19 protein-coding genes are annotated in these 21264 nt (G+C 72.8%); 9 read left to right on the top strand and 10 right to left on the bottom strand.

Going from position 1 to position 21264, the window contains the following annotated elements; translation table 11 throughout:
• Nucleotides 1–55: 55 nt before the first annotated feature.
• Both AC4H2S_RS18335 and AC4H2S_RS18330 read left to right on the top strand, forming a co-directional pair.
• Nucleotides 56–955 (top strand): alpha/beta hydrolase, encoded by a 900-nt coding sequence (locus AC4H2S_RS18335; RefSeq protein WP_491498413.1) that lies wholly within the window; start codon nucleotides 56–58, stop codon nucleotides 953–955.
• Nucleotides 952–1395: a GNAT family N-acetyltransferase gene (locus AC4H2S_RS18330; protein WP_491498412.1), complete on the top strand. Its 444-nt coding sequence runs from the start codon at nucleotides 952–954 to the stop codon at nucleotides 1393–1395. Before AC4H2S_RS18335 ends, AC4H2S_RS18330 begins: the two co-directional genes overlap by 4 nt.
• Here the strand turns inward: AC4H2S_RS18330 and AC4H2S_RS18325 are convergent.
• Nucleotides 1352–2497, bottom strand: a complete 1146-nt coding sequence (locus AC4H2S_RS18325) for an aldehyde dehydrogenase family protein (RefSeq protein WP_491498411.1) — start codon at nucleotides 2495–2497, stop codon at nucleotides 1352–1354. The genes AC4H2S_RS18330 and AC4H2S_RS18325 overlap by 44 nt on opposite strands.
• 84 nt (nucleotides 2498–2581) lie before the next feature.
• Here AC4H2S_RS18325 and AC4H2S_RS18320 point away from each other — a divergent pair, with 84 nt between their 5' ends.
• The 3 genes from AC4H2S_RS18320 to icmF are packed head-to-tail and all read left to right on the top strand — an operon-like array spanning nucleotide 2582 to nucleotide 7091.
• Nucleotides 2582–3325 (top strand): helical backbone metal receptor, encoded by a 744-nt coding sequence (locus tag AC4H2S_RS18320; RefSeq protein WP_491498410.1) that lies wholly within the window; start codon nucleotides 2582–2584, stop codon nucleotides 3323–3325.
• Nucleotides 3322–3810, top strand: a complete 489-nt coding sequence (locus AC4H2S_RS18315) for a MarR family winged helix-turn-helix transcriptional regulator (RefSeq protein WP_491498409.1) — start codon at nucleotides 3322–3324, stop codon at nucleotides 3808–3810. Before AC4H2S_RS18320 ends, AC4H2S_RS18315 begins: the two co-directional genes overlap by 4 nt.
• 56 nt (nucleotides 3811–3866) lie before the next feature.
• Nucleotides 3867–7091 carry a fused isobutyryl-CoA mutase/GTPase IcmF gene (gene icmF / locus AC4H2S_RS18310; RefSeq protein ID WP_491498408.1) on the top strand — a complete coding sequence of 1075 codons (3225 nt, stop codon included), beginning with the start codon at nucleotides 3867–3869 and terminating at the stop codon, nucleotides 7089–7091.
• A gap of 106 nt (nucleotides 7092–7197) precedes the next feature.
• Here the strand turns inward: icmF and AC4H2S_RS18305 are convergent, their stop codons facing one another.
• Nucleotides 7198–9162, bottom strand: a complete 1965-nt coding sequence (locus tag AC4H2S_RS18305) for a sensor histidine kinase (protein ID WP_491498407.1) — start codon at nucleotides 9160–9162, stop codon at nucleotides 7198–7200.
• A gap of 83 nt (nucleotides 9163–9245) precedes the next feature.
• Here AC4H2S_RS18305 and AC4H2S_RS18300 point away from each other — a divergent pair, with 83 nt between their 5' ends.
• A complete protein-coding gene (locus tag AC4H2S_RS18300) occupies nucleotides 9246–9599 on the top strand; it encodes a response regulator (RefSeq protein ID WP_491498406.1) in 354 nt (117 codons plus the stop codon).
• Between the two features lie 8 nt (nucleotides 9600–9607).
• Here the strand turns inward: AC4H2S_RS18300 and AC4H2S_RS18295 are convergent, their stop codons facing one another.
• The 7 genes from AC4H2S_RS18295 to AC4H2S_RS18265 form a co-directional block, all read right to left on the bottom strand.
• The gene (locus AC4H2S_RS18295; RefSeq protein WP_491498405.1) at nucleotides 9608–10675 is read right to left on the bottom strand and encodes an ABC transporter ATP-binding protein; all 1068 of its coding nucleotides are present in this window, start codon (nucleotides 10673–10675) and stop codon (nucleotides 9608–9610) included.
• An 8-nt stretch (nucleotides 10676–10683) separates the two neighbouring features.
• Entirely contained in the window at nucleotides 10684–11751 is a 1068-nt protein-coding gene (locus tag AC4H2S_RS18290) for an ABC transporter ATP-binding protein (protein WP_491498404.1), read from the bottom strand.
• Complete coding sequence (locus AC4H2S_RS18285; protein ID WP_491498403.1) at nucleotides 11751–12659, bottom strand: carbohydrate ABC transporter permease; 909 nt, start codon at nucleotides 12657–12659, stop codon at nucleotides 11751–11753. The genes AC4H2S_RS18290 and AC4H2S_RS18285 overlap by 1 nt, the downstream gene beginning before the upstream one ends.
• Entirely contained in the window at nucleotides 12659–13597 is a 939-nt protein-coding gene (locus tag AC4H2S_RS18280; RefSeq protein WP_491498402.1) for a carbohydrate ABC transporter permease, read from the bottom strand. Before AC4H2S_RS18280 ends, AC4H2S_RS18285 begins: the two co-directional genes overlap by 1 nt.
• Nucleotides 13598–13606: 9 nt before the next feature.
• A complete protein-coding gene (locus AC4H2S_RS18275; RefSeq protein WP_491498401.1) occupies nucleotides 13607–14962 on the bottom strand; it encodes an extracellular solute-binding protein in 1356 nt (451 codons plus the stop codon).
• 210 nt (nucleotides 14963–15172) lie between these two features.
• Nucleotides 15173–16648 (bottom strand): NAD-dependent succinate-semialdehyde dehydrogenase, encoded by a 1476-nt coding sequence (locus tag AC4H2S_RS18270; protein ID WP_491498400.1) that lies wholly within the window; start codon nucleotides 16646–16648, stop codon nucleotides 15173–15175.
• Complete coding sequence (locus tag AC4H2S_RS18265; protein ID WP_491498399.1) at nucleotides 16645–17913, bottom strand: iron-containing alcohol dehydrogenase; 1269 nt, start codon at nucleotides 17911–17913, stop codon at nucleotides 16645–16647. The genes AC4H2S_RS18270 and AC4H2S_RS18265 overlap by 4 nt, the downstream gene beginning before the upstream one ends.
• 240 nt (nucleotides 17914–18153) lie before the next feature.
• Here AC4H2S_RS18265 and AC4H2S_RS18260 point away from each other — a divergent pair, with 240 nt between their 5' ends.
• From AC4H2S_RS18260 to AC4H2S_RS18250, 3 genes are all read left to right on the top strand, one after another.
• Nucleotides 18154–18930 (top strand): GntR family transcriptional regulator, encoded by a 777-nt coding sequence (locus tag AC4H2S_RS18260; RefSeq protein WP_491498398.1) that lies wholly within the window; start codon nucleotides 18154–18156, stop codon nucleotides 18928–18930.
• Between the two features lie 90 nt (nucleotides 18931–19020).
• Nucleotides 19021–19590 carry a DJ-1/PfpI family protein gene (locus AC4H2S_RS18255; RefSeq protein WP_491498397.1) on the top strand — a complete coding sequence of 190 codons (570 nt, stop codon included), beginning with the start codon at nucleotides 19021–19023 and terminating at the stop codon, nucleotides 19588–19590.
• Complete coding sequence (locus tag AC4H2S_RS18250) at nucleotides 19587–20432, top strand: alpha/beta fold hydrolase (protein WP_491498396.1); 846 nt, start codon at nucleotides 19587–19589, stop codon at nucleotides 20430–20432. Before AC4H2S_RS18255 ends, AC4H2S_RS18250 begins: the two co-directional genes overlap by 4 nt.
• A gap of 21 nt (nucleotides 20433–20453) precedes the next feature.
• Here the strand turns inward: AC4H2S_RS18250 and AC4H2S_RS18245 are convergent, their stop codons facing one another.
• Nucleotides 20454–21245: a SurA N-terminal domain-containing protein gene (locus AC4H2S_RS18245; RefSeq protein WP_491498395.1), complete on the bottom strand. Its 792-nt coding sequence runs from the start codon at nucleotides 21243–21245 to the stop codon at nucleotides 20454–20456.
• Nucleotides 21246–21264: the final 19 nt, after the last annotated feature.

Here is a 21264-nt window from a genome sequence, read left to right as displayed (position 1 = left end):
CCACCCTAGCGCCGCCCCGGTGCCCATGGGCACGACCCGCCCCTACGCTGCGTGCATGCCGAGCCGTCGCCACGACCTCCTCGCCCGCGTCGTGCCCGCGCTGCGCCGCTCCCGCGAGCTCGACGACGAGCCCACCGAGCGCGCCCGGGTCGAGGCGTGGCACCGCACCCTCGACCGCAGCCTGCCGACCCGCGCGGTGCCGGGCTTCGCCCGCCGCTGGGAGGTCTCGGCCGCGGACATCGGCTTCCCCTCCTACGTCCTGTCGCCGCGGGGACGCCCGGCCACCCGCACGCTCTACTACGTGCACGGCGGCGGGTTCATGGCGCCGATCGATCCCTTCCACGTGCGCTACGCGACCCGCCTGGCCGACGCGATCGGCGCGCGGGTCGTGCTGCCGGACTACCCCCTGGCCCCCGAGCACACCTGGGCCGACTCCCACGACGCGCTGGTCGAGGACTCCGCGAGGTGGGCGGCCGCGGACGGCGGCGCGGTGCTGGCCGGCGACTCCGCCGGCGGCGGGCTGGCGCTCGCCCTGGCGCTCTCGATGCGCGATCGCGGCCTGCCGCCCGCGACGTCGCTCGTGATGCACGCGCCCTGGGTCGACCTCACGACCTCGACGCCCGAGACCGTCGCCCTCGACGCGATCGACCCCTGGCTGTTCATCGGCAAGCTGCAGGCGTACGCCGCGTGGTGGGCCGGGTCGTCCGACGACCTCGCCCGGCCCGAGGTGTCCCCCGCGCTCGGCGACCTCGCGGGGCTGCCGCGCGCCCTGATGCTCTACGGCACCCGTGACCTGCTGGCCCCCGGGTGCCGCCTGCTGGCCCGCCGCGCCGCGGAGGCGGGGTGGGACCTCACGGCGGTCGAGGAGCCCGGCCTGATCCACGTCTACGGCCTGCTGCCGGCCATCCCCGAGAGCGCCCGCGCCTTCCGCCAGGTGACGGAGTTCGTCCGGTGAGGGTGCTGGTCGCCGGCACCGACGGGCTGCCCGCGCGCACGGCGTACGACGTGTGGCGGCTGCGCCAGCAGGTGTTCGTCGTCGAGCAGCACTGCCCCTACCCCGACCTCGACGGTCGCGACTTGGAGGCGAGCACCCGCCACGTGGTGCTGCTCGACGACGGCGACGAGGTGGTGGGCACCCTCCGCGTGCTCGAGGACGGGGACGCGCTGCGGATCGGCCGCGTCGTCGTCGCTGCGGCCGCCCGCGGGCGCGGGCTCGCGGCGCGGATGATGCACCAGGCGATGGCGCTGTGCGGCGACCGGGCGGTGCGCCTCGACGCCCAGACCCCGCTGACGGCGTTCTACGAGGCGTGGGGCTTCGAGGTGGCGGGCCCGGAGTTCGACGAGGACGGCATCATGCACGTCCCGATGAGGCGGGAGGCGCGGCCGCGACCATGAGCACCGGGCCGAGCACCTCCTCGCGGACCAGCCGCGAGTCGGGCGACAGCCCGCCCACGACGGTGGGCGCGAACCACCACCCGGGACGCTCGAGGGGCTGACCGCCCAGCGCGACGTCGCCGCCCTCGCTCCGGGCGAGGTCGAGGTAGCGCCGCACCCGGTCGCGGGCCACGGACGAGCGCAGCGGTCCGCAGACGGTGGCGGGGTCGGCCGGGTCGCCCACCGCGACGGCCCGCATGGTCTCGACGGCCACCTCAAGCGCCTCGGCATGGCGGTGCGCCGGCACGACCACGCTCGCCGGGAGGCGGCAGCCCTGGCCCGCGTTGGCCGCCACCGCCGACGCGGCGCGGGCCACGACGCCGGCGAGGTCGGCGTCCTCGCCGACCCGCACCGACTGGGCGCCGCCCACGTCGAGGTGCAGCCGCTTGCCCGCGCCCTGCCCGGCCTGGTGCACCCGCTCGGCCACGACGGCAGACCCGGTGAACGACACCTCGTCGACGCGGTCGTGGGTGAGCGCGATGGCGACGTCGACGTCGCGGGTGGTCACGACGTTGAGCACCCCGCGCGGCAGCACGTCGAGGCCGATGCGGCCCAGCTCGATCGCGGCGCTCGCGGCCTCGGCGGCGGGCTTGAGCACGACGGTGCCGCCCGCCGCGAGCACCCGCCCGACCTCGGCGAGCGCCACGGCCAGCGGCGAGGTGGCGGGCGTGACCACAGCGGTCACCCCGGCCGACTCGCCGCGCCGGGGCGCGGCGGCCGCCATGGTCGCGATCGCGGCGTCGAGATGGGCCTCGCGCAGGGCGACCGGCACCCCGGTCTCGGCCGCCATCAGCGCGACCAGGGCGTCGGCGTGCTCGGCCACGGCGGCGGCGAAGCGGCGTACGGCGTCGGCGCGCAGGTCGGCGTCGCTGCTCCACTGGGTCGCGTCGAAGGCGCGCCGGGCGGCGCCCACCGCCGCCCGGACGTCGACCACCCCGGCATCGGGCAGGTCCCACAGCGGCTCGCCGGTCGCGGGGCTGCGGACGGGGAAGACCCAGCCCTGGTCCGTCGGGCGCTCCGTGCCGTCGATCGGCAGCCCTCGGGCACGGGCGTGCTTGCTCATGCGGAGAACTCCATCACGGCGCGGGTGCGCCCCCACCACCCCGGTGGGGCACGCCGCAGCCGTCGGGTGGCTAGCCTCCTCACCATGCGCGACGACCTCGGGGCGGACGTTCCCCTGCAGGCCCCCGCCACCCGTATCGTCTCCCTCGTCCCGAGCCTGACCGAGGCCATCGCGGCCACGGCGCCCGACCGGCTGGTGGGGGCCACCGACTGGTGCACCCATCCCGCCGACCTCGCGGTCGCGCGGGTGCGCGGCACGAAGAACCCCGACCTCGCCGCCGTCCGGGCCCTGTCCCCCGACCTGGTCGTGGCCAACATGGAGGAGAACCGCGAGCTCGACGTGCGCCGCCTCCGCGACGCCGGCGTCGCCGTCTGGGTGACGCGCATCGAGACCGTCACGCAGTCGCTCGAGTCGATGTCGCGACTGCTCACGAGCGCGCTCGACGTGCCCGACCCCGACTGGCTGGTCGCTGCCCGGACGCTGTGGGGCACGCCGTCGCCGCGACGGCTCTCGGTCGCCGTCCCGATCTGGCGCGACCCGTGGATGGTCGTCGGGTCGCCGACCTACACCGACGACCTCCTCGCCACCGCCGGCCTGGTCAACGTCCTCGCCGACCGGGACGGGCGCTACCCCACCGTCACGCCCGACGAGATCGACCGCGCCGGCGCCGACCTCGTGCTGCTGCCCGACGAGCCCTACGTCTTCACCGCCGACGACGGACCGGAGGCCCTGCGCACCCCGACGCGGCTGGTGTCGGGTCGGCTGCTGACCTGGTACGGCCCGGCGATGGTCGAGGCGCACGCCGCGCTGGCTAACCTCCAGACATGACCCGCGACCCGATCGCCGAGGCCCACCGGCAGTGGGTGTCCCACGGCTGGGCGGAGGCGGCCGACGGGATGGCGATGGTGACCTCGCTCGTGCGCGCCCAGCAGCTGCTGATGGAGCGCATCGACGCGGTGCTGCGTCCGCGGGGGCTGACGTTCGCTCGCTACGAGGTGCTCCAGCTGCTGTCGTTCAGCCGCGGCGCGGCGATGCCGATGTCGCGGCTCGGGTCGCTGCTGCAGGTGCACCCCACCAGCGTCACCAGCGCGGTCGACCGGCTGGTGGGACAGGGCTACGTCGAGCGCGTGCGCAGCGACGAGGACAAGCGCGTCGTCCGCGCCGTGCTGACCGAGGCGGGCCGCGAGTCGGTCCAGGAGGCGACGCTCGCGCTCAACCGCGAGGTCTTCGAGGCGCCCGGGCTGCCCGCCTCCGAGGTGCGCGACCTGACCGATCGGCTGAGCGCGCTGCGGCTCGGACTCGGCGACTCCTGAGGATCCCCTCGCCGAGGTGACTTCCGAGTAATACTTGGAAGTCCTAGTATCTCCGTATGGCCGACCTGCACATCCCCACCCACCCGATCCGACTGGTGACGGCGTCCGCCCTCTTCGACGGGCACGACGCCTCCATCAACATCATGCGGCGCATCCTGATGAGCCAGGGCTGCGAGGTGATCCACCTCGGGCACAACCGCTCCGTCCAGGAGGTCGTCGACGCGGCGCTGGAGGAGGACGCCCAGGGCGTCGCCGTGTCGTCCTACCAGGGCGGCCACGTGGAGTACTTCGAGTACCTCGTGGAGTCCCTGCGCGCCGCCGGCGCCGACCACGTGCGGGTCGTCGGGGGCGGTGGCGGCGTGATCGTGCCCAAGGAGATCGCCCGCCTCCGCGAGTCCGGGGTGACCATCTTCTCGCCCGAGGACGGCCAGCGGCTCGGCCTGGTCGGGATGATCAACACCGTCGTCGCCGACTGCGACATCGACCTGTGGGGCGACCGGCAGGTCACGGCCGAGCAGGTCCTCTCCGGCGACCGCTTCGCCGTCGCCCGCGCCATCACCGGCGCCGAGGGCGGCCACCTCGACGAGGCGCTGCTCGACGAGGTCCGCAGCGCCGCCGCGCGCCGCGTCGTGCCCGTGCTGGGCATCACCGGCACCGGCGGGTCGGGCAAGTCGTCGCTGACCGACGAGATCATCCGCCGCTTCCGCACCGACCAGCAGGACAAGCTCCGCATCGCGGTCGTCGCGGTCGACCCGACCCGGCGCAAGGGCGGCGGCGCGCTGCTCGGCGACCGCATCCGGGCCAACTCCCTCGACGGCGACCGCGTGTTCTTCCGCTCGCTGGCCACCCGCGGCGCCCACGAGGTGCCCGAGCACCTCGCCGACGTGATCGCGGTGCTCAAGGCCGCCGGCAACGACCTGGTGATCGTCGAGACGCCCGGCATCGGCCAGGGCGACGCCGGCATCGTCCCGCTGGTCGACCACTCGCTCTACGTCATGACGCCGGAGTTCGGTGCCGCCTCGCAGCTGGAGAAGATCGACATGCTCGACTTCGCCGACAGCGTTGCGATCAACAAGTTCGAGCGCCGCGGCGCCAAGGACGCCCTGCGCGACGTCGGGCGCCAGCTCGTGCGCAACCGCGAGGCCTTCGGCAAGCAGCCGCACGACATGCCGGTCTTCGGCACCAGCGCCGCGACGTTCAACGACGACGGCGTCACCGCGCTCTACCAGCACCTGCGTGCCGAGCTCGCCGGCGCCGGCCTCGAGGTGCAGGAGGGCACGCTGCCGACGGTCGACGTGCGCCACTCCTCCGGCATCCGCCAGGTCGTCCCGGCCGACCGCGTGCGCTACCTCGCCGAGATCACCGAGACGGTCCGCGGCTACCACACGCGCACCGCCGAGCTCGCCGAGGCCGCCCGCCACCTGCAGCGCGTCCAGCACGTCGCCGACCAGCTCGGCGACGCCGACGCGGGCGGGGTGCCCGAGCTGCTCGAGAGCGCCCGCAAGGGCGTACCCCACGAGGTGGCCGACCAGATCGAGCGCTGGCCGGCGGTCGTGGAGTCCTACTCCGGCGACGAGCAGGTGGTCGTCGTGCGCGACAAGGAGATCCACACCAAGCTGACCCGCGAGTCCCTCAGCGGCAACAAGATCCCCCGCGTCTCGCTCCCCCGCTCCACCGACCACGGCGAGCTGGTGCGCTACTGGCGCAGCGAGAACCTCCCCGGCTACTTCCCGTTCACCGCTGGCGTCTTCCCGTTCAAGCGCGACAACGAGGACCCGGCGCGGATGTTCGCCGGCGAGGGCGACCCGGCGCGCACCAACCGCCGCTTCAAGATCCTCTCCGAGGGCCAGCCGGCGACCCGCCTCTCGACGGCGTTCGACTCCGTCACCCTCTACGGCCGCGACCCCGACCCGCGCCCCGACGTCTACGGCAAGGTCGGCACGTCCGGCGTCTCGGTCGCCACCCTCGAGGACATGAAGGCGCTCTACGACGGCTTCGACCTCGTCTCCCCGTCGACCAGCGTGAGCATGACGATCAACGGCCCGGCGCCGACGGTGCTCGCGTTCTTCCTCAACACCGCGATCGACCAGCAGGTCGACGCCTTCCGCGAGCGCGAGGGCCGCGAGCCGTCGGCCGAGGAGCGCGCCACCCTCGCGGCGTACGCCCTCGCCAACGTGCGCGGCACGGTGCAGGCCGACATCCTCAAGGAGGACCAGGGCCAGAACACCTGCCTGTTCTCCACCGAGTTCTCGCTGCGGATGATGGCCGACATCCAGGAGTGGTTCATCGCCAACGGCGTGCGCAACTTCTACTCGGTGTCGATCTCGGGCTACCACATCGCCGAGGCCGGGGCCAACCCCATCAGCCAGCTCGCGTTCACCCTCGCCAACGGCTTCACCTACGTCGAGGCCTACCTCGCGCGCGGCATGGACATCGACGACTTCGCGCCCAACCTGTCCTTCTTCTTCTCCAACGGCATGGACCCCGAGTACAGCGTGCTGGGCCGCGTGGCCCGCCGCATCTGGGCGGTGACGATGAAGGAGAAGTACGGCGCCTCGGAGCGCTCGCAGAAGCTGAAGTACCACGTGCAGACGAGCGGGCGGTCGCTGCACGCGCAGGAGATGGACTTCAACGACATCCGCACCACGCTGCAGGCGCTCATCGCGATCTACGACAACGCCAACAGCCTGCACACCAACGCCTACGACGAGGCGGTGACGACCCCGACCGAGGAGTCGGTGCGCCGCGCGCTGGCGATCCAGCTGATCATCAACCGCGAGTGGGGCCTGGCGATGAACGAGAACCCCCTCCAGGGGTCGTACGTCATCGACGACCTCACCGACCTCGTCGAGGCGGCCGTGCTCGAGGAGTTCGACCGCATCAACGAGCGCGGCGGCGTGCTCGGCGCGATGGAGACCGGCTACCAGCGCGGGCGCATCCAGGACGAGTCGATGCTCTACGAGCACCGCAAGCACGACGGCTCGCTGCCGATCATCGGCGTCAACACCTTCGTCAAGGAGTCCGCGGCCGACGCCCAGCCGCAGGAGATCGAGCTGGCCCGCGCGACCGAGGTCGAGAAGGAGTCGCAGCTCTCCCGGGTACGGGCGTTCCAGTCCGCGCACGGCGCCGAGGCCCAGGAGGCGCTGGCCCGGCTCAAGGACGCGGCGATCTCGGGCGACAACGTCTTCGCCGTCCTGATGGACGCCGCCCGGGTGTGCTCGCTCCAGCAGGTCACCGAGGCGTTCTTCGAGGTGGGCGGGCAGTACCGCCGCAACGTCTGACCCGTCTGCCGGTTCATCAAGGTATGTCGGCCAACCCGCACTTCCCACGATCAATTCAGGCCGTGAAGTGCGGGTTCGGCTGCATACCTTGATGAACCGGCGCCGGTCAGCCGGGGTCGGCGGGGCCGGCCGCCGGCAGGTCGAAGCGGAACACCGTGCCGCCCCCGGGCGGGATGGGCAGGCACTCGATGGTTCCGCCGTGGCGCTGGACGATCGTCTGGCAGATCGACAGGCCCATGCCGGTGCCACGGAAGTGGGCGCGGACGGCCCCGCTGCGGTGGAAGCGCTGGAAGATGAGCGCGCGCTCGTCGTCCTCGACCCCGACGCCGCGGTCCTCGATCTCGACGACCACGCGCGAGCCCTGCCGACGGGCGCGCACGGTGATCGAGGCCGGCTCGCCGGGCCGGGCGTACTTCACGGCGTTGCCCACGAGGTTGCCGACCAGCTGGCGCAGGGCGACGGGATCGGCGTGCACCGACGGCAGGTCGGGGTCGGCCTCGAGCACGTCGTCGGGGCCGAGCATCCCCGACACCTGGTCGAGGACCCCGCCGGGACCGGACAGCGGCACGTCGCGGGCCGCGAGCTCGCCCGACTCCGCGAGGGCGTGCTCGAGCAGGTCGCGGATCAGCTCGCCCATCTGCTCGGCCGCCCGCTCGGCCCGGCGCAGCGGCTGCAGGGCGTCGGAGCCGGGCTCGAGGTCGTCGGCGGCGAGGGAGAGCCACGACCGGACGGCCGAGAGCGGCCCGCGCAGGTCGTGGGCCGCGGTCGAGGCGAACCCGGCGAGCGGGCGCAGGCCCGAGCGGTGCTCGGTGACCTCCCGCAGCACCAGCAGCACGCCGGGGCTGCCGGTGGTACGCGAGAGCTCGGCCTGCGACACCGCGACCACGACCTCCTCGCCGCTGCGCAGGGGGATCACCACGTCGCCGACCCCGAGCTCGGCCCGAGCGGCTCCGGTGCGGGCCGGGTCGGGGTCGCGCAGCAGCGCCACCATGCCGGCGAGCGCGTCGGTGTCGCTCGCGCCCGGGCTGACCCGGTGGGCGAGGCGGCGGCTGGCACCGTTGCTGCGCTCGACACGTCCCTGCGGGTCGAGCACGACGAGCCCCTCGTCCATGCTCTCGGTCATCTCGGCGAGGAGCTCGGCCTGCTCGGCCGCCTGGGCGCGGGCGGCGGTCTCGGCCGCGTAGGACTCGTCGACCCGGTCGCCCAGCGCTCCCACGGCCAGGCCCGTGACCAGCACGGCGACCATGAACAGCTGCGACACCAGCACCTGGTCGACCAGGTCCTCGACGGCGGCGAAGGGCCCGTGACCGGTGAGGCTCAGCGCGAGCGCGATCACGCCCAGCACGAGGCAGTGCAGCGCCGCCGGGAACGTCGGGAAGCGCGCGGCGGACCACACCGCGAACGCGATGACGAGGAAGACGATGGGGTAGGGCTGCAGGAACAGCACGACGGTCAGCGCCACCGACACGACCCACAGCAGCGCCAGCTCGCCGCGGGTGCCGCCGTGGATGCGGGCCGCGATGGCCTGGGTGCGCCACTCCCACGCCAGGTGGCCCACCGCACCCACGGTGAGGACCCCGGTGATGTGGCGCGCGAACCACGCGAGGGGCGTCACCGCCGTCACCATCGAGCCGTCGAGCCACAGCCCGAGCGTCCCGACCACGGCGCCGAGGGCGCACCCGACGGACGCCGCCGCCGCGGTCACGGTCAGGTTGCGCGGCGACCGGATGCTCGCCGTCCCGCCGGTGCCCAGCATCGTGGGGCACCAGCGGCGCAGCAGCAGGCCGGTCACCCCCGTCTGCAGGACGACCGACACGGCCCCGAAGAGGCCGACCAGGGGCGAGACCCCGGTCGCGACCACGACGACGAAGTGGATGGCCAGCAGGGGGGTGAGCACTCGCGCGGCGCGGCGCGGCGACTCGGCGAGCAGCCAGAGCAGGGCCACCCCGGAGCCCGGCCAGATCAGGCTGACGACCTGGCCCTCGACCGCGGTCATCCGTCCGACGACGGTGAGCACGGCGTACGCCGCGGCGAAGGCGACCGCCCGTGCCGGCGACAGTCCCCTCGTCATGGGCAGGAGCCTACGGTCAGATCTGTCTCGGAAACGCCGAAGTCGCGCGACAGCGCCACCTCGTCGGGTCCACACTCGGTGCCATGTCCCTGCGAAGCCTCGTCGCGGACGACGAGCCCGACATCCGTGACTTCATCGGTCACGTGCTGGAGCGGGCCGGCCACGAGGTGGTCGTGGTGGACGACGGCGCCGAGGTGCTCACCCGCGCGTCCGCGGAGCGCTTCGACCTCGTCGTCATCGACCACCACATGCCGCGGATGACCGGGCTGGCGGTCGCCGCGGAGCTGCGCCGCACCAGCCCGGCCACCAAGGTGCTGATCATGTCGGGCGACCTCGACGTGGGCGCCGAGCACGCCCACTTCCTGCCCAAGCCGTTCAACCGGCGCGAGTTCATGAGCGCCGTCGACACCCTGCTCGAGGTGCCGCGGGACGCCTGAGCCCGCGCTCAGCGCCCCGTCGTGGACAGGGTGAGGCCGGTGTCGGCGTCGAAGATGTGGGCGCGGTCGAGGTCGACGCTCACCGAGACGCGCTCCCCCGGCACGCCCGTGACCGTCGGCCGGGCCTTGACCTTCACCATCTCGGCGCCGACCTTGACGTCGACGACGGTGCGGTCGCCGAGCGGCTCGAGCCCGTAGAGCTCACCGGCGAGCGTGGCGTCGCCGCGCTCCTCGACCGACACGTCCTCGGCGCGCAGGCCCAGGAGCAGCGGCCGCCCGTCCTCCGCAGTCGTCCACCGCGGGCGCGGCAGCGACCAGCCCTCGGCGCCCACGAGGCGGTCGCCCTCGGCGCGGCACGCCAGCAGGCTGATGCGCGGGCTGCCGACGAAGCCGGCCACCCACTGGTTGGCGGGCCGCTCGTAGACCTCGGTGGGCGTGCCGACCTGCTGCACCCGTCCCTCCCGGAGCACCGCGACCTGGTCGGCCATCGACAGCGCCTCGACCTGGTCGTTGGTGACGTAGACGAAGGTGCCACCGAGCGCCCGGTGGATGCGGGTGAGCTCGGTGCGCATCTCGACGCGCAGCTTGAGGTCGAGGTTGGTGAGCGGCTCGTCCATCAGGAACGCCCGCGGGCGCCTGACCAGCGCCCGGGCCAGCGCCACCCGTTGCTGCTCGCCGCCGGACATCTGCGCCGGCCGGCGCTGCAGGAGCCGCTCGATGTGCAGGAGCCCGGCCACCTGCTCGACCGCGGCCGAGATGTCGCTGGAGGACACCTTGCGCGCCCGCAGCGGCGAGGCGATGTTGTCGTACGCCGTGAGCCGCGGGTAGAGGGCGTAGCTCTGGAAGACCATCGCGAGGTCGCGGGCGGCCGGGGTGTCGGCGGTCGCGTCGCGCCCGTCGATGTGCACCGAGCCCTCGTCGAGCTTCTCCAGCCCGGCGATCGCGCGCAGCGTCGTGGTCTTGCCGGCTCCCGAGGGCCCGAGCACCACGAAGAACGAGCCGTCCGGCACGTCGAGGGTGACGCCGTCGAGGGCCTGCACGTCGCCGAACGCCTTGCGCAGCCCGTGTGCTGACACGGTTCCCATCAGGCCACCAGCTCTTCCGTGCTCGTGTCGTAGACCGGCGGGGTCCCGCCGGCGTGTCGCAGCCCGACCTGCTCGTCCGTCGCGAACCGCGCGGTCGGTGGCATCCGCACCCGCACGTCGCTCTCGCCGCCGTGGTCGACGACGTAGATGATCTCGTCGCCGAGCGCCTCGGCCGACACCACGCGGGCCGGGACCGTGCGCTCGGCACCGGGCGCCGTGACCTCGAGCGCCTCGGGGCGTACGCCGGCCACCAGCGACCGGTCGCGCGGCAGCCCCTCCGGCGGCGTGAGGACCAGGCCGCCGGGACCGCGCAGGGCGCCCTCGGACACCTCGACCTCGATCAGGTTCATCGGCGGCGAGCCGATGAACGCCGCGCAGAACAGGCTCGCGGGCCGGTCGTAGACCTCCAGCGGGGTGCCGACCTGCTCGACGCGGCCCTTGTTGAGGATCGCGATGCGGTGCCCGAGCGACATCGCCTCGACCTGGTCGTGGGTGACGTAGACCATCGTGGTGCCGAGCTCGGCCTGCAGGTGCTTGATCTCGGTGCGGACGTCGGCACGCAGCTCGGCGTCGAGGTTGGTGAGCGGCTCGTCCATCAGGAACGCCTGCGGGCGCCGGACCAGCGCGCGGGCCAGCGCGACGCGCTGCTGCTCGCCGCCCGAGAGCCGCTGCGGGCGGCGGTCGAGCAGCCGCTCGAGCTGCATCATCCGGGCGACCTCGTCGACGCGCTGCTTGACCTCCTTCTCGGGCTTGCCCTCGGCCCGCAGCGGGAACGCGAGGTTGTCGCGGGTGCGCAGGTGCGGGTAGAGCGCGTAGAACTGGAACACCATGGCGATGTCGCGCTGCGCGGGCGGCAGGTCGTTGACGAGGGTGCCGCCGATGCGGATGTCGCCCGACGTCTGCCGCTCGAGCCCGGCCATCGCCCGCAGGGTGGTGGTCTTGCCGCAGCCCGACGGGCCGAGCATCACGAAGAGCTCGCCGTCGCCGATGGACAGGTCGACGTGCTCGACCGCCACGGTCCCGTCGGGGTAGCGCTTGTGCAGGGAGGTGACCTCGATGCCGGCCATCAGCGACGCACCGCCCCGAGGGTCACGCCGGCCACGAGGTGCTTGCGGACCAGGTAGGCGAAGACGAGCACGGGCAGGGCGAACACCACGGCGGACGCGGCCACCAGGCCCCAGTCGACGGTGGTGCCGCCGATGAGCCCGGCGATGGCGGGAGGCGCGGTGCGCACCTCCTGGCTGGAGGTGAGGAAGATGGCGAACACGAACTCGTTCCAGGAGAAGATCAGGGCGAAGACCGCCGTGGCGGCGATGCCGGGCACCAGCAGGGGCAGGGTGAACTTGTGGAACGCCTGCAGCCGCGTGTAGCCGTCGAGCATGGCGGCGTCCTCGTACTCCGAGGGCACCTCGTCGACGAAGCCCTTCATCATCCAGATGGTGAACGGCACGTTGAAGGCGGCGTAGATGAGGATCAGCCCGAGCTTGCTGTCGATGAGCCCCACCTCGCGGTACATGAGGAAGATCGGGATCACGACGACCACGGGCGGCATGAAGCGGGTCGAGAGGATGAAGAAGAGCTGGTCCTTCTTCGCCTTCAGCGTGAAGCGCGAGTAGGCCCAGGCCGCGGGAACGCCGAGCACCGTGGCCAGCACGGTCGACGCACCGGCGACGATGACGGAGTTGAGGAACGACCCGGACAGGTCCGAGCGGCCCCCGCCCGGGGCGACGAACACGTCCTTGTAGTGGTCGAAGGTGATGTCGAAGCCGAAGAACTTCGCGGGCACCGCGTAGACGTCCCGGTTCTCCTTGATGGACGTCTCGAGCATCCACAGCACCGGGAAGAGCATGGCCACGGCCAGCGCGGTGAGCAGCAGGACCTCGACCACCATCCGGCCCCGGCCGCCGCTGCGCCGTGCGCGCGCCGACGGCTCCGTGACGGGCGCGGGCACGGCCTCGTCGATGGAGATGGCCATCAGCCCTCCTTCAGCTTGTTGAGGTAGCGCAGGTAGAACTGCGCGAGGACGATGACGACGAGGACCATGAGGATCCCGTACGCCGACGCGGTCCCGGTGCTGAAGCCGAGGAACGCGACCTTGTAGACGTGGAACGACAACGTCTCCGTGGAGACCCCTGGCCCGCCGCTGGTGAGGATGTAGACGAGGTCGAAGAGCCGGAACGCCTCGATGGCGCGGAACATGACGGCGATGAGGAGCAGCGGCCACACCATCGGCAGGGTGATGTGGCGGAAGCGGAACCACTCCGACGCCCGGTCGATCGACGCGGCCTCGTAGAGGTACTTCGGGACCGCGGTCAGCCCGGCGAGCGCGATCAGCATGATGAACGGCGTCCACTGCCAGGTGTCGACGACGATCAGCGAGATGAGCGCCGTGCGCTGCCGGGTGAGCCACTCGACCTGACCGATGCCGAGAGAGCCGAGCATGCTGTTGATGACGCCGAACTGGGCGTCGAGCATGAACTTCCAGAACAGCCCGACCACGACCGGCGACAGCATCATCGGCACCAGGAACATCGTGGTCAGCACGCCCCGCCCGTGCGTACGCCGCGAGATCAGGTAGGCGATCGCGAAGCCCAGCACGGTCTGCAGCGCCACCGCGCCGACGACGTAGAGCAGGGTCGTCAGGGCCCGTTGGTGGACCTGGTCGGAGGTCAGGATGTCGGTGTAGTTCTGGAACCCGATGAAGTCCGCGGGCGCGTCACGCGTCGCGGAGTAGTCGGTGAAGGACAGGTAGAGCGCCCACAGCAGCGGGAAGACCGACATCGCGAGCAGCAGCAGCAGGGCCGGCGAGATGAAGGCCACGGCCAGGCCGCGGTCGCTCAGGCGGGGGGAACCCCCCGGTGCAGGAGTCGTCGCAGACTCCTCCTGCACCGGGTGGTCCGTCGTCGTCGTCATGGGTTCAGCTCACAGCCCGCCGCCGCCCGCGGAGTCCAGCACTTCCTGCTGCTCCGAGGCGATGTCGTCGAGTGCCTGCTCCGGGTCCTTGGCCCCGTTGAGCGCGGCGTTGACGTTGGTGTTCTCGATGTCGATCAGGCGGGCGTACTCCGGCACGTTCCACATGTCACGCATGCGGGAGACCGAGTCGGCGTAGACCTGGTTGAACGGTCCGGCCTCGAGGAACTCCGAGGACTCGAGCGCGTCGGTGCGTGCGGGGACGCCACCGGCCGCGGCCCACTTCTTCTGGATGTCGGCCTGCTCGAACCACTTCATGAAGTTCAGCGCCTCCGCCTGGCGCTCCTTGGGAGCGTAGGCCGAGATGTGCATGCCCATGCCGCCGAGCGGCACGAGGTCGGTCTCCTGCGAGGGCAGCGTGGCGAAGCCGAGCTTCTTCTCGATCTCCTCGCGCGTGCCACCCAGCGTCGACTGCTCGGGGTCGAGCAGGCCACCGCTCGCGGCGATCCAGTTGAACGCGATGCAGGCCTTGCCCTGCGCGACCGCGGCGTTGACCTCGTCGATGAACCAGTTGCCCGAGCCCTTGGCGGTCAGCGGCTTCATCTCGTTGACGAGGACGTCCATGGCCTTCTGGCCGGCCTCGTCGTTGATGACGCCCTCGATCGTCTTGTCACCGGCGTTCCAGAGGTTGCCGCCGTAGACGCCGTTGACCGTGTTGTAGGTGACGGCCGCGGCGTCGGAGCCGTTGGCCTGGTGGAAGGCCAGGCCGCTGACGCCGGGGTTGTCCTCCTGGCACTGGCGGGCGACGTCGATCATCTCGTCCCAGGTCTTCGGGGGCTCGTCGCCGATGAGGTCCTTGCGGTAGATCATCGTCCAGGTGTCGCCGAGGAGCGGCAGGCCGTAGAGGCTGGCGTCCTCGTCGCGCTGCCCGGTCTCGGCCTGCGGGTACTGGCCGTAGGCCGCGAGGAGGTACGGGTCGTAGGCGTCGACCTCGATGTTCTCCTCGACGAAGTCGGTGAGGTCGAGGATGTTGCCGTTGGTCACCGCCTCGCCGATGTGCTGGGAGTCGAGGATCGGGATGTCGAAGTCGGTCTGCCGCGCCGCGAACTGCGTGAACATCGCGTCGTGCCAGTTGGCGTTGGGCACGGTGTTGACCTCGATGGTCACGTTGGGCCGCTCCTTGGTGTACTCCGCGTTGGCGAAGTCCTCCAGCGCCTGGGCGGGCGGCCACTCGAACCAGATGAAGCTGAGCGTCAGCGGGTCGTCGGTGAGCTCGGGGATGGTGGCCGGGGCAGCCGGACCGGCGGCGTCGGCCTCCGCGTCGTCGCCGTCACCGCCGCCGCCGCAGGCCGCAAGGGCCGTCGCCACGAGGATGGCTGCCGTGGCCAGGCGTGCCTGCCGTCCGGGGAGGGACCTGCGTCCCGCTCGCTGTAGGTACCGCATCTGCTTCCTGCTTCCTGCTCGGGGTGGGGTGATCGGGTGGGTGATCGGGTGGTGCTGGGACTGCGCCGAGACGGGTGGTGCGACTGGTTCTGCGACTGGTTTCTGCGACTGCGTGGTGGGATCGGGGGTGATGCGTCACCAGGACGTGGCGACGTACTGGGCCTCCATGAACTCGAGGAGGCCCTCGGTGCTGCCCTCGCGGCCGAGGCCGCTCTGCTTGGTGCCGCCGAAGGGCGCGGCGGGGTCGGAGACGAGACCGCGGTTGAGCCCGACCATGCCGCTCTCCAGGCGCTCCGCGAGGCGGAGACCGCGGGCGAGGTCGCGGGTGTAGAGGTAGCTGACCAGGCCGAGGTCGGTGTCGTTGACGACCGGCAGCAGGTCGTCCTCGCGCTCGAAGCGGACCACCGGGGCGACCGGTCCGAAGACCTCCTCGTGCAGCACCCGGGCGTCGGCGGGCACGTCGACCAGCACGGTCGGCGGGTAGAACGAGCCCGGCCCACCGGTGGGACGGCCGCCGATCATGGCGCGGGCGCCGCGGTAGACGGCGTCGCGGACGAGCAGGTCGACCTTGCGCACGGCGTGGTCGTTGATCAGCGGCCCGCACTGGGTGGCCTCGTCGGGGCCCGGGCCGACCCGGATCGCGGACATCCGGGCGATGAGGCCCTCGACGAACTCGTCGTGGACCGAGGAGTGGACGAAGAACCGGTTGGCGGCGGTGCACGCCTGGCCGCCGTTGCGCATCTTGGCGACCATCGCTCCCTCGAGCGCCGCCTCGACGTCTGCGTCGGCCAGCACCACGAACGGAGCGTTGCCCCCGAGCTCCATCGCGCACTTGAGGACGTTGTCGGCGGCCGTGCGCAGGAGCACCCGGCCGATCTCGGTCGAGCCGGTGAAGGAGACCATCCGGGTGCGCTCGTGGGTCAGCATGGCCTCGACGACGGGGCCGGGGCGGGAGGTGGTGACGACGTTGAGGACGCCGTCGGGCAGCCCGGCCTCCTGCAGCAGCGCCGCCACGGCCAGCGCCGTCAGCGGGGTCTCGGCGGCGGGCTTGAGCACGGTGGTGCATCCCGCCGCGAGCGCCGGGGCGATCTTCCGGGTGGCCATCGCGGCCGGGAAGTTCCACGGCGTGACGAGCACGCTGACCCCGACGGGCTGGTAGGTCACCAGGAGCCGGTTGGCCCCGCTTGGGGCCTGGCCCACCTGCCCGCGCAGCCGGACACCCTCCTCGGCGTACCAGCGGAAGAACTCCGCGGCGTAGGCGACCTCGCCGCGTGCGTCGGCGAGCGACTTGCCGTTCTCGAGGGCGATGAGCAGTGCCAGCTCCTCGCTGCGCTCGAGCATCAGGTGGAAGGCCCGCATCAGCAGGTCGGCGCGGAAGCGAGGCGACGTGGCGGCCCAGTCGGCGGCGGCAGCGGACGCGGCGTCGACGGCGGCCACGGCGTCGGTGGTGTCGGCGTCGGCGACCGTGGCGAGCACCGAGCCGGTCGACGGGTCGTGCACCTCCAGCCGGCTGCCGGTGCCGGCCGGGCGCCAGGCGCCGGCCACGAACAGGTCGGTCGGCACGTCGATGGCGTCGACCACCGGGCGCAGCACCTCGTCCACGACGGTCATCGCGCACCTGCCGGGGCGGTGAGGTCGGCGGACGGCAGCACGGCCTCGCGCAGGGCCGCGCGGTCGCCGGAGTGTGCGGCGCGGACGATGCGCTCGAGGCCGTCGACGTCGAGCGGACGCGGGTTGTTGGCCACGAGCCGCTCGGCGCCGCTCGCCTGCTCGGCGGTCCACCGGATCTGGTCGGCGGGCAGGCCGATCTCGGCCAGCGTCGCCGGGATGCCGACGGAGGCGAGCAGCGCGGCGACCCGGTCGATGGCCTCGTCGGCCAGGTCCTCGGCGGAGGCATCGGGCGAGGCACCCATGGCGAGCGCGATCGCCGCCATCTCGGGCACCCGGGCCGGACGGTTGTACTCCATGACGTAGGGCAGGAGGGCGCCGACGCCGATGCCGTGCGGGGTGTGGGTCAGGGCGCCCACCGGGTACTGGATGGCGTGCGCGGCCGCCGTGCCCGCGGTGCCGAGGGCGAACCCGCCGGCCGTCGCGCCGAGCATCATCGCCTCGCGCGCCTCGACGTCGTCGGGGGTCGACCAGGCGCGGTGCAGGCTGCCGGCGATCAGCCGGACCCCGAGCAGCGCGTAGGTGTCGGTCAGCTCGTTCTTGCCCACGAAGACCCGCTCGGTGGCGAGCTCGGTCGTCAGCGGGCGACGCACGGCGGTGAAGGCCTCCACGACGTGCGAGAGCGCGTCGGCGCCGGCGCTGGCCGTGAGGCCGGGCGGGCAGCCGAGCGTGAGCTCGGGGTCGCACACCGCGACCTGGGGGATCAGGTGGGGGCTGGAGATGCCCACCTTGCTGACCCGGTCGGGATCGGTGAGCACCGCCACCGGGGTCACCTCCGAGCCGGTGCCCGCGGTGGTCGGCAGTGCCACGACGGGCACCACCGGCCCGGGCACCCGCAGCTCGCCGTAGTAGTCGGACGGCGAGCCGCCGTGCGCGAGGAGCACCGCGACCGCCTTGGCCAGGTCGAGGCAGCTGCCCCCACCCATGCCGACCACGACGTCGGGCTGCGCGGCGGCCGCGAGCTCCGCGCACTGCGTCACCTGGTGCACCGGCACGTCGGGCTCGACCTCGGCGAAGGTCGTGACGTGCACCCCCGCCTGCTCGAGGACGCCCACCAGCTGGGCGAACTCCGGGGTGGCGCCGAACCGGGCGTCGGTGCAGACCAGCGCACGCGACCCGAGGGCGGCGGTCACCGTTCCGAGCGCATGGCGCTGCCCGGCTCCGAACAGGACCTGGCGAGGACCGCGCAGGACGCCGAGCAAGCTCATGGGGGCTCCGTGGTGAGAGGAGGGAATCGGGGGAGGGAATCGGGGAGATCGGTGGATCGAGTGCGCGGATCGGGTGTGACCGGGTGTGACCGTGTGGCCGGGTGTGACCGGGGCCTCGTCGCCCCGAGGCAGACGCCCGGACCCTTTTCCTATACGATCCGATCGCTGCGAGAGCATGATCCACGGAACCGGCCGCTGTCAACAGGTCCGGCCACGACACGCAAGAAGGGACCGGACGGCATGGACGAGGCGAGGACGGACGAGCCCCACGCGTCGTGGGTCGCCCCCACCGGCGAGCCCCGGCGCCTCGAGCGGCCGCGCGGGCGGCTGGCCGACGAGGTGTACGACGCGCTGCTGGGCCAGCTGATGTCGTTGCGCATCGAGCCGGGCTCCCGCGTCACCATCGACGCCCTGGCCCGCGAGCTGCGGGTCTCCCAGACGCCGATCCGCGACGCGCTCAACCGGATGGAGGCCGACGGCCTGGTCGTCCGGGTGCCGCACGCCGGCTACCGGATCCCCCCGCAGATCACCCGCGACCGCTTCGAGGACATGGTCGAGATCCGCCTCCTCCTCGAGCCGTCCGCCGCTCGCCACGCGGCGGAGCGCGCCACGACCGGCCAGGTCGACGAGATGCGCCGGATGCTCGACGACATGGCCCGGCTCGTGGAGGGCGACCGCCACGTCGCCTACGGCGCCTTCGGCCTGCGCGACGCCGCCTTCCACGACCTGGTGGCCGACAGCGCGGGCAACCAGGTCGTGCGCGAGGCCCTCGCGCGCCTGCACACCCACGTCCACCTGTTCCGGCTGCTCTACGACGCGGAGGTCACCTTCCTCGCGATGGGCGAGCACGAGGAGGTGGTCAGCGCGATCGCCGCGCGCGACCCCGACGCGGCCGCCTACGCCATGCGCCGCCACATCCTGCTGTCGAGGGACCGGTTCCGGCGCCTCTTCGACGAGTCCGAGCAGGATCTGGACGGACCACCCCTTGACGGGGCCGGGCCCGCACAGCGATCCTGAGCCGTCCGATCCGATCCGATCTGATCCCAGTCTCGGGTCGATCGGGTCCGGACTGCACGTCCTCCCGCCCCCTCTGCCAAGGAGATCCAGGTGCCCAGAGCACTGCTCATGACCGGCGACGCCGCCGAAGAGCTCGACACCATGTACCCCTACTACCGCGTGCAGGAGGGCGGGTGGGACGTCGACGTCGCCTCGCTCACGATGCGCGACATCCAGCTCGTGATCCACGAGTTCGACCCCAACAGCGACGCCTACGTCGAGAAGAACGGCCGCAAGCTGCCCGTCGACCTGACGTGGGCCGAGGTCGACCTCGAGCGCTACGACGCCCTGATCATCCCGGGCGGCAGGGCACCGGAGTGGATCCGCGTCGACGCGGACGTCCGCCGCATCACCGAGCACTTCTTCGCCCGCGACCTGCCCATCGCCCTGGTCTGCCACGGCGCCCAGGTGCCGGCGGTCTACGGGCTCCTGAAGGGACGCAGCACCGCGTGCTTCCCGCCCATCACCGGCGACATGGAGAACGCCGGGGCGACGGTCGTCGACGCCCCCGACTGCGTCGACGGCAACCTGGTCTCCTGCCGCGGCTGGCCCGACATGCCGCAGTTCGGCCGGGCCATGATGGAGGTCTTCGACAAGTCCATCGGCGGCGCGTCGGCATGAGCCGTGGCCTCCCCGCGGAGGCCACGGCGGGCAGGGCGGTGGAGCGGGTCGTCGAGGTCGCCGGCTCCCCCGTCCACGTGCACGAGACCGGGGCCGGGCACGCCGTGCTGATGCTGCACGGCTCCGGCCCCGGCACGACGGGCGCCGGCTCCTGGGCCGCGACGGCGGCGGCGCTGGCCGGCTCGCACCGCGTGGTGGCGCCCGACCAGGCCGGCTTCGGCCGCACCCCGGTGCCTGCCGGCTCGTCGGGCGGTCGCCGCACCTGGACCGAGCAGGCAGCCGGCCTGATGGACGCCCTCGGCGAGACGTCCTACGCCGTCGTCGGCCACTCGATGGGTGGCGCGGTGGCGCTCGCCCTGGCCGCCGCCCGGCCGCAGCAGGTCACCCACGTCGTGGCCGTCGGCACCATGGGCGCCCCCGGGGCGCCGCTGTCCGCCGACCTCGACGCGGTCTGGGGCGCACCCCCCACCCCCGACGGGGCGCGCGACATGACGAGCCGGCTCGTCCACGACCAGCGCCTCGTCACGCCCGAGGCGGTGGCCGCCCGCACCGCGGCGATGCAGGCGGGCGCGGCGGCGTTCGCGACGCTCTTCGAGCCGCCCCGGTCCCGGTGGGTCGACGACCTGACCCTCTCCGCCGACGAGCTGGCGGCCGTCCGGGCGCCCGTGCTGCTCGTCCACGGGGCACAGGACCGCCTCACGCCGCTCGGGACGGCGGCGCTGCCGTTGCTCGAGCACCTCGACGACGTACGCCTCCACGTCCTGGGCCGGTGCGGCCACGCGCCCGCCGTCGAGCAGCCCGCGGCCTTCCAGGAGCTGCTGGCCGGCTTCCTCGCCCGCTGAGCGGGCGAGGTCGGCTCGACCTCAGAGGTTGATCGTGATGTCCGCGTCCTTGCGCAGGTCCTTGACCAGCGCGGTCGCGACCTTGCCGACCTGCTGGGACTCGGCCTGCTCGACGAGCTGGTCGCGCACCTGGTCGAAGGGCGGGATCTCCTGCCCGCCGCCGGTCGCGGCCTGCTGCTTCTTGGCCTGCGCGTAGATCTTGCGCAGCTCCTTGTCGGTGGGCTCGAGCGGGCCGTCCTCGTCGGCGACGAGCTGCACGACCATCGCCTGGGTCTCGACCTGCTCGCGGGCCTGGTCGGCGCTCAGGCCCTGCGCCTCGACGGCCTCCAGGAGCTCGTCGGCCGACGCCATGCCGTTCTGCTCGGCCAGGTCGGCGAGCTCCTCGTCGACTGCCTCGTCGCTGACCTCGAGGCCACGCGACTCGGCCTCCTGGAGCAGCAGCTCGGTGTCGACGAGGTTGTCGGCGGTCTGCTTGCGCAGCGCCTCCTCGTCGGGCTCCTCGCCGGTCATCTGCGCCTGGGCGGCGGCCTGCTGGAAGGCGGCCTTGTAGATCGGCACGAACTCCTCCTTGGTCACCTCCTCGCCGTTGACCTCGGCGACCACGTCGGGGATCGCGTCGAGGTCGGGCTGGGGGCCCTCGGCGGCCCCGTCGGAGGCGCTCGCGGACGGCGAGGAGCTCGACGAGGAGTCCTTGGCGTCGTCGGAGGAGTCCGACCCGCCGCAGGCGGACAGCGTGAGGACGGCGGCGACCGACAGCGCGCCGATCACGGTGCGGGTGCGGGAGGTCATCAGGGAGAACACGGAGGAAGTCATCGGTGACGACGGTACGCAC

Source organism: Nocardioides sp. Z13_37, assembly GCF_058355585.1.
This window is presented reverse-complemented; position numbering and strand designations above follow the sequence as displayed.

What these genes read in the sequence shown, in the direction of transcription:
- AC4H2S_RS18335 (WP_491498413.1), top strand. Translation starts at nt 56, where the DNA reads ATGCCGAGCCGTCGCCACGACCTCCTCGCCCGCGTCGTGCCCGCGCTG.
- AC4H2S_RS18325 (WP_491498411.1), bottom strand. Translation starts at nt 2,497, where the DNA reads ATGAGCAAGCACGCCCGTGCCCGAGGGCTGCCGATCGACGGCACGGAG.
- AC4H2S_RS18320 (WP_491498410.1), top strand. Translation starts at nt 2,582, where the DNA reads ATGCGCGACGACCTCGGGGCGGACGTTCCCCTGCAGGCCCCCGCCACC.
- AC4H2S_RS18315 (WP_491498409.1), top strand. Translation starts at nt 3,322, where the DNA reads ATGACCCGCGACCCGATCGCCGAGGCCCACCGGCAGTGGGTGTCCCAC.
- icmF (WP_491498408.1), top strand. Translation starts at nt 3,867, where the DNA reads ATGGCCGACCTGCACATCCCCACCCACCCGATCCGACTGGTGACGGCG.
- AC4H2S_RS18305 (WP_491498407.1), bottom strand. Translation starts at nt 9,162, where the DNA reads ATGACGAGGGGACTGTCGCCGGCACGGGCGGTCGCCTTCGCCGCGGCG.
- AC4H2S_RS18300 (WP_491498406.1), top strand. Translation starts at nt 9,246, where the DNA reads ATGTCCCTGCGAAGCCTCGTCGCGGACGACGAGCCCGACATCCGTGAC.
- AC4H2S_RS18290 (WP_491498404.1), bottom strand. Translation starts at nt 11,751, where the DNA reads ATGGCCGGCATCGAGGTCACCTCCCTGCACAAGCGCTACCCCGACGGG.
- AC4H2S_RS18285 (WP_491498403.1), bottom strand. Translation starts at nt 12,659, where the DNA reads ATGGCCATCTCCATCGACGAGGCCGTGCCCGCGCCCGTCACGGAGCCG.
- AC4H2S_RS18280 (WP_491498402.1), bottom strand. Translation starts at nt 13,597, where the DNA reads ATGACGACGACGACGGACCACCCGGTGCAGGAGGAGTCTGCGACGACT.
- AC4H2S_RS18270 (WP_491498400.1), bottom strand. Translation starts at nt 16,648, where the DNA reads ATGACCGTCGTGGACGAGGTGCTGCGCCCGGTGGTCGACGCCATCGAC.
- AC4H2S_RS18265 (WP_491498399.1), bottom strand. Translation starts at nt 17,913, where the DNA reads ATGAGCTTGCTCGGCGTCCTGCGCGGTCCTCGCCAGGTCCTGTTCGGA.
- AC4H2S_RS18260 (WP_491498398.1), top strand. Translation starts at nt 18,154, where the DNA reads ATGGACGAGGCGAGGACGGACGAGCCCCACGCGTCGTGGGTCGCCCCC.
- AC4H2S_RS18250 (WP_491498396.1), top strand. Translation starts at nt 19,587, where the DNA reads ATGAGCCGTGGCCTCCCCGCGGAGGCCACGGCGGGCAGGGCGGTGGAG.
- AC4H2S_RS18245 (WP_491498395.1), bottom strand. Translation starts at nt 21,245, where the DNA reads ATGACTTCCTCCGTGTTCTCCCTGATGACCTCCCGCACCCGCACCGTG.